8 protein-coding genes are annotated in these 9,717 nt (G+C 71.8%); 6 read left to right on the top strand and 2 right to left on the bottom strand.

Translation table 11 applies throughout. The features are described 5' to 3' along the window. Positions 1 to 75 precede the first annotated feature (75 nt). The 5 genes from IE265_RS15935 (at position 76) to IE265_RS15915 (ending at position 6,076) form a co-directional block, all read left to right on the top strand. Positions 76 to 1,746: a sugar ABC transporter ATP-binding protein gene (locus tag IE265_RS15935; protein ID WP_190036226.1), complete on the top strand. Its 1,671-nt coding sequence runs from the start codon at positions 76 to 78 to the stop codon at positions 1,744 to 1,746. After that, on the top strand, positions 1,743 to 2,714 hold the full coding sequence (locus tag IE265_RS15930) for an ABC transporter permease (protein ID WP_190036225.1): 972 nt from the start codon (positions 1,743 to 1,745) through the stop codon (positions 2,712 to 2,714). The genes IE265_RS15935 and IE265_RS15930 overlap by 4 nt, the downstream gene beginning before the upstream one ends. Further along, positions 2,711 to 3,766, top strand: coding sequence for an ABC transporter permease (locus tag IE265_RS15925; protein WP_190036224.1), 1,056 nt, complete (start codon positions 2,711 to 2,713; stop codon positions 3,764 to 3,766). Before IE265_RS15930 ends, IE265_RS15925 begins: the two co-directional genes overlap by 4 nt. 122 nt (positions 3,767 to 3,888) lie before the next feature. Continuing rightward, entirely contained in the window at positions 3,889 to 4,947 is a 1,059-nt protein-coding gene (locus IE265_RS15920) for a LacI family DNA-binding transcriptional regulator (RefSeq protein WP_190036223.1), read from the top strand. A gap of 61 nt (positions 4,948 to 5,008) precedes the next feature. Then, positions 5,009 to 6,076, top strand: coding sequence for an aldose epimerase family protein (locus IE265_RS15915; RefSeq protein ID WP_190036222.1), 1,068 nt, complete (start codon positions 5,009 to 5,011; stop codon positions 6,074 to 6,076). 120 nt (positions 6,077 to 6,196) lie between these two features. Here IE265_RS15915 and IE265_RS15910 read toward each other — a convergent pair whose 3' ends face one another. Together IE265_RS15910 and IE265_RS15905 are read right to left on the bottom strand one after the other, a co-directional pair. After that, positions 6,197 to 7,174: an MASE1 domain-containing protein gene (locus tag IE265_RS15910; protein WP_229916213.1), complete on the bottom strand. Its 978-nt coding sequence runs from the start codon at positions 7,172 to 7,174 to the stop codon at positions 6,197 to 6,199. 100 nt (positions 7,175 to 7,274) lie between these two features. Next, positions 7,275 to 8,105 (bottom strand): PP2C family protein-serine/threonine phosphatase, encoded by an 831-nt coding sequence (locus IE265_RS15905; protein WP_190036220.1) that lies wholly within the window; start codon positions 8,103 to 8,105, stop codon positions 7,275 to 7,277. 172 nt (positions 8,106 to 8,277) lie between these two features. On the opposite strand from IE265_RS15905, the gene lpdA reads away from it, so the two are divergent. Further along, on the top strand, positions 8,278 to 9,675 hold the full coding sequence (gene lpdA, locus IE265_RS15900; protein WP_190036219.1) for a dihydrolipoyl dehydrogenase: 1,398 nt from the start codon (positions 8,278 to 8,280) through the stop codon (positions 9,673 to 9,675). Positions 9,676 to 9,717 lie beyond the last annotated feature (42 nt).

Below are 9,717 nucleotides of genomic sequence, written 5' to 3'. Positions count from 1 at the left end.
CGCCACGGTGCACCTCACCCGTGGCGGCCCGGCGCCCAACGACACGATCCGATCAATCTCCGGAAGGCCACGTTCATGGCACCCCCCGAAGCGGCAGCGTCCGCGGCGACCGGCACAGAGCCTTCCGCCGCGCCGACGGTGCTGGAGGCCCGCGGCGTCGGCAAACGCTTCCCGGGCGTCGTCGCGCTCGACGACGTGTCCTTCGCCGTACGCGCGGGTGAGACCCACGCACTCGTCGGCGAGAACGGCGCGGGCAAGTCCACCCTCATCAAGGTGCTCACGGGCGTCCACCGCCCCGACGGCGGCGAGTTGCTGCTGTCCGGACGACCGGTGCAGTTCGCCCGCCCCTTCGAGGCCCAGCAGGCCGGCATCTCCACGATCTACCAGGAGGTGAACCTGGTTCCGCTGATGAGCGTGGCACGCAACATCTTCCTCGGCCGTGAGCCGAGGACCCGCCTGGGCCTGATCGACTTCGCACGCATGCACGGCGAGGCGGCCTCCCTGCTGGACGGGTTCGGCGTCAGCGTCGACCCCCGCCGCCCCCTGCACACCCTCGGCATCGGCACCCAGCAGATGGTCGCGCTCGCCCGGGCCGTCTCGGTCAAGGCGCAGGTCGTCATCATGGACGAGCCCACCTCGTCGCTGGAACCGCGCGAGGTCGAGACCCTCTTCCGCGTCATCGGCGACCTGCGGCGGCAGAACATCGCCGTCGTCTACGTGAGCCACCGCATGGACGAGCTGTACCGCGTGTGCGACCGCGTCACCGTGCTCCGCGACGGCAAGCACATCCACACCGGCGACATCGCCGACCTGGAACGCGTGCAGCTCGTCTCGCTGATGCTCGGCCGCGAGGTCGCCGAAGTCCGCCGGCACGGGGTGACGAGTTTCGGCGCCGAGGGCCACGACATCGAACGCAAGCCCGTCCTCACCGCCACCGGACTGACCCGCAAGCACCAGTTGGACCAGGTCTCCCTGGACCTGCACCCCGGCGAGGTCCTCGGCCTCGGCGGGCTGCTCGGCTCCGGCCGCAGCGAGACGGCGAAGGCGCTCGCCGGCGCCCTGCCGCTCGACGCGGGCGAGATCGGCGTGGACGGCGCCCGGATCGGGCGGCCCTCCTCCGCACGCGCCATCCGAGCCGGCATCAGCCTGCTCCCCGAGGACCGCAAGGCCGAGGGCATCGTGCCCGGCCTCTCGGTACGGGAGAACATCGTGCTGGCCGCGCTCCCCCAGCTCTCCCGGGGCGGCGTCGTCTCGCGCGGCCGCCAGGACCGTGTCGTCGACATCTTCATGAAGCGCCTGCGCATCAAGGCCTCCAGCCCCGAGCAGAAGGTCGGCGAACTCTCCGGCGGCAACCAGCAGAAGGTCCTGCTGGCCCGGTGGCTGTGCCTCAAGCCGAAGGTGCTGCTGCTCGACGAGCCCACCCGGGGTATCGACGTCGGCGCCAAGGCCGAGGTGCAGTCCCTCATCGACGAACTCGCCCAGGAGGGCCTCGCCGTCCTGCTGATCTCCTCCGACATCGAGGAGCTCATCGAGGGGTCCGACCGCATCGTCGTGCTGCGCGGCGGCGCGACCGCGGGCGAACTGACCGGCGACCAGGTCTCCGAGAGCGCCCTGCTCGCCGCCCTGGCCGACGACTCCCCCGTCCACGGCGGGCACGTCGCGGACCCGGCGCCGGACACCGGCGCCGCAGAACCCGATCCGCACGTCCCGGCCCAGGCCGGGGACGGCAAGGAGGACCCCCGATGACCACCCCGGCGACCGCGGCACCGGCCCGCGGCCTGTCCCGGCCGAGCGGCGCCGCATGGTTCCAGGAGTACGGCGTGTACGCGGCGGTGGCCGCCCTCCTGGTCTTCAACGCCGTCTTCACCGAGCACTTCCTCACCGTCGACAACATGCGCACCCAGCTGATCCAGGTGGCGCCCGTCGTCATCGTGGCCCTCGGCATGGCGCTGGTGATCGGCACGGAGGGCGTGGACCTGTCCGTGGGCTCGGCCATGGCACTGGCAGCGGCCCTGCTGCCGCTGTACCTCGGCTACGGACTCGTACCCGCACTGGTCGTCGCGCTCCTCGCGGGCGCCGTGGTCGGCGCGATCAACGGCGCCCTGGTGTCGGTGGTGGGGCTCCAGCCCATCGTGGCCACCCTCGCCCTGTTCGTCGGCGGCCGGGGCATCGCCCTGGTGATGGCGGACGGCCAGCTGAAGCAGATCTCCAACCAGGACCTGCTGTCGCTGGGCACCGGCAGCTTCCTCGGCGTCCCGCTCGTCGTGCTCATCGCCGCCGCGCTGGCGCTGGCCGTCGCCTTCCTCGTCCACCGGACGACCTTCGGACGCCAGATCGTCGCCATCGGCGGCAACCGGTCCGCGGCCGCCCTCGCGGGGCTGCCCGTCAAGCGCGTCCTGACCGGCGTCTACATCCTGTGCGGTGTCCTCGCCGCACTCGCCGGCATCCTGGCCACCGCCCGTCTCACCGCCAGCGACCCGTCCTCCCTGGGCAACCTGATGGAGCTGTCCGCGATCACCGCGGTGGTCGTCGGCGGGACTCCGCTCAGCGGCGGGTCCATCCGGGTGCTCGGCACGGTCGTCGGGGCGCTGCTCATGCAGCTGCTGCGCGCCACGCTCGTCAAGCACGACCTGCCCGACTCGACCGCCCAGATCGCCCAGGCGGCCATCATCGTCGTCGCCGTCTACGTCGCACGGGAGCGCCGATCCCGATGAAACTCACCACACCCCTCCTCTCAGCCGGCACCGCGACGCCTCCACCTCCCTCGCCCGAGGGAGCACCGGTCACGGAACCCGCGGGCACCGAGGTCTCCGGCCGGGAGCGCCTGGCCTCCCTGGTCCAGCGTCAGGGCGTTCTCGCGGTCCTGCTCCTCGTGGTCCTGATCTCGTCGTTCGTCTACCCCTCGTTCGCCACCCTGGACAACACCCGCGGTGTCACGGTGCAGGCGTCGTTCCTCGCGATCGTCGCCCTGGGCATGACGATGGTGATCATCACGGGCGGCATCGACCTGTCCGTCGGCTCGGTGTTCGCCCTGGGCGGTGTGCTGGCCGCGTGGGCCTCGCAGTGGGGCGTCCTGCCCGCGCTGCTGGTGCCCCTCGTCGTGTGCGGGGCGATCGGCGCGCTGAACGGACTGCTGATCGCCCGGGCCGGGATGGCGCCCTTCATCGTCACCCTCGCGTCCCTGCTGGGCGCCCGGGGCCTGCTCCTGGCCATCACCGACGAGGGCTCCACCACGTATCTCGTCCCCAAGGACTCGGCGTTCGCGGAACTGGGCCAGGGCAGTGTCTGGGGCTTCGGCTACCCGATCCTGATCGCGCTGGCGCTGTTCGGCGCGGGCGGCCTGGTACTGCAGCGCACCTCGTTCGGCCAGACGCTGTTCGCCGTGGGCGGCAGCAGCGACGCCGCCACCCTGATGGGACTGCCGGTCGCCCGGGCCAAGCTGACGGTCTATCTGCTGAGCGGGCTGCTGGCCGGTTTCGCCGGTGCGATCAACGCGGCGCGGCTCTCCTCGGGCGTCACGATCATCGGCGCCGGCATGGAACTCGACGCGATCGCCGCGGTCGTCATCGGCGGCACGCTTCTCGTCGGCGGCGCCGGGTCGGTCAGCGGCACCCTGTGGGGCGTTCTCCTGCTGGCGGTGATCCAGAACCTCATCAACCAGATCGGTTCGCTCAACTCCTCGTACCAGTCCGTGGTCAGCGGCGGATTCCTGATCGTCGTGGTGGTCACCCAGCGGTACCTGTCACGCAGCCGCAGATCCACCTGAGCACACCCCGGGACCCCGTCCGGCCGCGCCGGCTCCGGGGTCCCGGCAACCAGCGGCGCCCGGACGACCACCGGGCCCGGCCCCCGGCACCCATGCCGAAAGAGTCGAACCAGAGGAGTGCCGTGGGCGTCAGCCTCAAGGACGTCGCGCAGCGGGCAGGCGTGTCGATCAAGACCGTGTCGAACGTGGTCAACAACTCGCCCCATGTCACACCGCAGATGCGGGCCAGGGTGCAGCAGGCCATCGACGAGCTGGGCTACCGCCCCAACCTCACCGCACGCCATCTGCGCAAGGGCCGTACGGGCATCATCGCGTTCGCGGTGCCCGAACTCGGCAACCCGTACTTCGCCGAACTCGCGGGCGCCGTCATCGACGCGGCGGCCCGGCACGACTACACCGTCCTCGTCGACCACACGGCGGGCCTGCGGGAGCGCGAGCTGCTGGTCTGCCAGGAGTTCCGCTCCCACGTCATCGACGGTCTCATCCTCAGCCCCATCCACCTGGAGACCGCCGACCTGGTCGCCCGGCACGAGACCTCGCCGCTGGTGCTCCTCGGCGAGCGCGAGTACGAGGCCCCGTACGACCAGATCGCCATCGACAACGTGGCCGCCGCCCGTACCGCGGTCCGGCATCTGCTGGATCTCGGCCGCCGCCGGATCACTTTCCTCGGCTCCCGCACCGGCCAGGAACGGCAGCCCGCCCATCTGCGGCTGCGCGGCTGGCGGGAGGAGCTCGCCGCGGCCGGGATCACCCCGGACGAGAGCCTGGTCGTCACCACGGAGGGCTACGGCCGCGCCGACGGCGCCGCCGCCGTGACCGCGCTGCTGGAGCGCGGCGAACGGCCCGACGCGGTCTTCGCCTACAACGACCTGATCGCTCTGGGCGCCATGCGCACACTGACCGAACGCGGTCTGAGAATCCCCGAGGACGTCGCCGTGGTCGGTTTCGACGACATCGAGGAGAGCCGCTACGGCGCCACCACCCTCACGACGGTCTCCCCCGACAAGCAGGCCATCGCCCGTCTGGCGGTCGACCGGCTCGTCGACCGGCTCAGCGGGAAACCCGTGGCCGGACCGCAGCGGATCAGACCCGGATACCGGCTCGTCGTGCGGGAGTCCTCCGGCGGCGCGGGCCAGGGTCCGCCGCCGGAGGAGGGCGCCAGAGGCGCGGCGGGCGACTGAGGCCTGCCGGCCGCGCAGTACCCGCTCCTGTCCGGACATCCGCTCCCCACGAGGACTGACCATGCCCCGACCCACCGTGCAGCACCGGCCGTTCGGCACCACTCCGGGCGGAGAGGAGGTAGGCCTGTGGCGGCTGGAGTCCGGTGCGGGGGTGCACGCCGAGATCCTGACGTACGGCGGCATCCTGCACGCCCTCGGCGTGCCCGACACCGCCGGCTCGACCGCCTCCGTCGTCCACTCGCTGCCCTCGGTCGAGCAGTACGCCGAGAAGAGCCCGTACCTCGGGGCGCTCGTCGGCCGCTACGCCAACCGCATCGCGCACGGCCGCTTCGTACTCGACGGCGTTGTCCACCGGGTTCCGGTGAACGACCGCGGCCACGCGCTGCACGGCGGCCCCGAGGGCTTCGACACGAAGGTGTGGGACGCCACCCCGGTCGAGGACGGGGACACCGCGGCGGTGCGCCTCGCGCTGCACAGCCCCGACGGCGACATGGGGTTCCCGGGCGCGCTCGACGTCACGGTCACGTACGCGCTGGACGCCGCCGGCACCCTGTCCCTCGCGTACAGGGCGCGGACCGACCGGGCCACCGTGGTCAACCTGAGCAACCACGCCTACTTCAACCTGGCCGGGTCCACCGACATCCGGGACCACACCCTGCGGGTCGACCTGCCCGGCTATCTGCCGGTGGACGCCGACGGCATCCCGCTGGGTCCCGTCGCCGACGTGGCCGGCACGCCGTTCGACCTGACGTCGCCCCGCGTCCTCGCGGAACGGCTCGGCTCGGCGGACCCGCAGGTCGAGGCGGTGGGAGGTTTCGACCACTGCTGGGTCGGGGCGGCCGCAGCCGGCACGCTGCGGCGCGCCGCCCGGCTGGCCGCTCCGCGGGAGAGCCGGGTCATGGAGGTGTGGACGACGCTGCCGGGCCTCCAGGTGTACACGGCCAATCAGCTCGACGGCTCGCTCACGGACGCCCATGGCCGTCCGCTGGAGCGGCACAGCGCGGTCTGCCTGGAGACGCAGCACCTGCCGGACGCCCCGAACCGTCCGGGCTTCCCGAGCGCCGTGCTGCGGCCGGGCACGGACCTCCGCAGCCGCACCGAGTTCCGCTTCCCGCACCTCGGCCGGTGACGCCCGGGGGCCCGCACCCCCGGTGCGGGCCCCCGGGCCACCGGCACGCGGTCCCGTCCCGCGAGGGCGGTCGGCCGTCGGGCCTGGTCACGTCCCGTCCCCCGCGACCAGGCCCTCCGCCTACGGCCTCTCGCCGCGCAGTCGCGCGCGCCGCCGCCTGGCACCCTCCGAGGCGCCGGGCGCTGCCTCACCCGCGGCCAGGTGGTCGAGCACCTTGACCAGCTCCTGGCAGGCGAGCTCCACCGAGCGTCTGGTGTTCCGCTGCTCGGCGATGAGGGCGGACAGCAGCAGGGCGGTCAGCGCCACCGACCCGTTGAAGCACTGGAGTTTGATCATCACTTCGACATCGGTCAGCCGTTCGAACGAACCGACGCCCGCCGTCGCGGCGCCCGTGGCTACGACCGACGCGAACAGGGCGCACAGCATGCTGCCCGTCAGCTGGAACCGCAGGGCCGCCCAGATCACCAGCGGATACACGAGGAACAGCAGGCTCATGACGCTGCGCGCCGCGAACGGGACGACGGCCAGGACCACGGCGGTGAGCACGAGTGCCTCCCTCCACCGCGGTGTGCCTTGCGGCGGCCAGCGCGTCCTGAGCAGCAGGAGCACGACGGGGGCGACCAGCAGGACACCCATCGCGTCGCCCACCCACCACGGCAGCCAGACGGACCAGAACCGCTCGGCCGTGATCCTGCCCGTGAGCACGAGTGTTCCCGTGCCGACGGTCGCGCTGATCAGCATCCCGGCCAGGGCCCCGAGGAACACCAGGGCGAGCCCGTCCCTGAAACGGGCGAGGTCGGCACGGAATCCCACCCTCCGGAGCATGAGGTACGAGCAGACCGGGGCCAGCGTGTTGCCGGCCACCGTGGCAAGGGCGGTGGGTCTGAACGAGCTGATGGAGAGGATCACCAGCAGCGTGCCCAGGGCGATCCCCGGCCAGCAGCGCAGACCGAGGACGACGAGGCAGGCCACCGCGATGCCGGTGGGCGGCCACAGGGGTGTGTACACCGCGCCGTCCGAGACGAGCTGGTGCATGAGGCCCAGCCGGCCCGCCGTGTAGTAGCAGGCGGCGATGGCCAGCGTCTGGAGGCCGTACACGACCGGACCCCGTGGATCCCGAGAGCGCGCCACAGCTGCTATCAGACACCGACGCCGCGGGGTCGGCCAGACGGGAGGGTCCGCAGCGGGGCCGGGGGCACTACGCGCCCTCCTCGGCCCCGTCGTGTCCGACGACCAGGACGGCGGCGTCGTCCTCGTGGCCCACCAGCGACGACACCTTGATGACGGCCGCCGCGAGGGCGTCCGCGCCCATGCCCGCGACGGCCGCGATGCCCGCCAGGCGGACCACGTGGCCGAGTCCCTCGTCGATGTTGAGAGACGGCCCCTCGACGACGCCGTCGGTCACCAGGACGAGCACCCCTCCCGTGGTGAGCCGGTAGTGCGCGGTCGGATAGACCGTGCCCTCCTGGATGCCGAGCGGCGGCCCGCCCTCGTCCTCCGTGATCCCGGACCTGCCGTCCCCCGTGGCCCACACGCAGGGAATGTGACCGGCCCGCGCGCTCTCCACCTCGCCGGAGACGGGGTCGAACCGCATGAACGTGCAGGTCGCGAAGAGTTCCGTGTCGAGTGACACGAGCAGGTCGTTGGTCCGGGCCAGGAGTTCGCCGGGCTCGCTGGTGACGGACGCGAGGGCCCGCAGGCCGACCCGCACCTGCCCCATGAACGCGGCCGCCTCGATGTTGTGGCCCTGCACGTCGCCGATGGACAGCCCCACCCGGCCGTCCGGGAGGAAGAAGGCGTCGTACCAGTCGCCGCCCACGTCCAGGCCGTCGTAGGCGGGTACGTAGCGGGCCGCGAGGCGCAGCCGCTCGGCCGTCGGCAGGTCCGCCGGGAGCATGCCGCGCTGGAGCGCCACGGCGAGTTCCACCCGGGAACGCTGGAGTTCCGCGAGTTCCCGCGCCCGCACGGTGAGGGACCCGAGCCTCGCCAGCAGCTCGTCGGCTTCGTCCACGGTGCGATTGCGCGGCATGGGTCACTCCGAGGACGTACGAGACCTCGCGGATCGGAACGGCGGACGCGTTGCGGCAGGAGCGGAACAGTCCAGGTGAAAACGGTCCCACACATCCGGGTCCACGGCTCCCCGGCAGCTCCGCGGCGCCCCGTCGGATCGACACGTCACGGCACGGTCGTAGGCTGACGACGTGACTCATTTTGATGTTCTCGTCCTCGGCGCCGGCCCCGGTGGGTACGTCGCCGCCATCCGTGCCGCTCAACTCGGCAAGTCCGTCGCGATCGTCGAGGAGAAGTACTGGGGCGGTGTGTGCCTCAACGTCGGCTGCATCCCGTCCAAGGCACTGCTGCGCAACGCGGAGATCGCCCACATCATCACGCAGGAGAAGAAGACCTTCGGGATCAGCGGCGACGCCACGATGGACTTCGGCGTCACGCACCGGCGCAGCCGGTCGGTGGCCGACGCCAGCGCCAAGGGCGTCCACTACCTGATGAAGAAGAACAAGATCACCGAGATCAACGGCTGGGGAACCCTCACCGGCCCGAAGTCGGTGGACGTGAAGGACGCGGACGGCACCTCGCAGTCCTACACGTGCGACAACCTGATCATCGCAACGGGCGCAACGGTCAGGATGCTGCCCGGGATGAGCCGGAGCGCCAACGTCGTCACGTACGAGGAGCAGATCCTCGACGAGAACCTGCCCGGCTCCGTCATCATCGGCGGTTCGGGTGCCATCGGTGTCGAATTCGCCTATGTGCTGAAGAACTTCGGCGTCGACGTGACCATCGTCGAGTTCCTGGACCGGATGGTTCCCACCGAGGACGCGGACGTCTCCAAGGAACTGCTGCGCCAGTACCGCAAGCTGGGCGTCGAGGTGCTCCTGTCGACCAAGGTGGACTCCGTCGAGGACACCGGTTCGGGTGTGCGGGTGACGGTCAGTCCGGCCGGCGGCGGCGAGTCGCGCACGCTGGAGGCGGACCGGATGCTCGCCGCGTTCGGCTTCGCCCCGCGTGTCGAGGGCTACGGCCTGGAGGCCACCGGCGTGGCGCTCACCGACCGCGGCGCGATCGCGGTCGACGCCCGCGGCCGCACCAGTGTCGAGGGCGTCTACGCCATCGGTGACGTCACCGGCAAGCTGATGCTGGCCCACACCGCCGAGGCCATGGGTGTCGTGGCCGCCGAGACGATCGGCGACGCGGACACCCAGGAGATCGACTTCGCGATGATCCCGCGGGCGACGTTCTGCCAGCCGCAGATCGCGTCCTTCGGCTACTCCGAGGCCCAGGCGCGCGAGCTGGGCTACGACGTCAAGGTCGCCCAGTTCCCGTTCTCCGCCAACGGCAAGGCGCGCGGCATGGGGGAGGGCGTCGGCTTCGTCAAGATCGTGGCGGACGCGCGGCACAACGAGATCGTCGGCGCCCACCTGATCGGCCCCGAGGTCACGGAACTGCTGCCCGCCCTGACGCTGGCGCAGATGTGGGACCTCACCGCCGACGAGGTCGCCCGCAACGTGTTCGCGCACCCGACGCTGTCGGAGGCCGTGAAGGAGGCCGTCGAAGGCCTCGCCGGTCACATGATCAACCTCTGATCCGCCCGCGCTGCGGCGGGGTGTGCCTCCGGGCCGGCACCA

Origin of the sequence: Streptomyces fructofermentans (genome assembly GCF_014651055.1) — a bacterium.
GTDB lineage: Bacteria > Actinomycetota > Actinomycetes > Streptomycetales > Streptomycetaceae > Streptomyces > Streptomyces fructofermentans.
The sequence above is the reverse complement of the archived record's forward strand: the minus strand, read 5'-3'. Positions and strand labels throughout refer to the sequence as shown.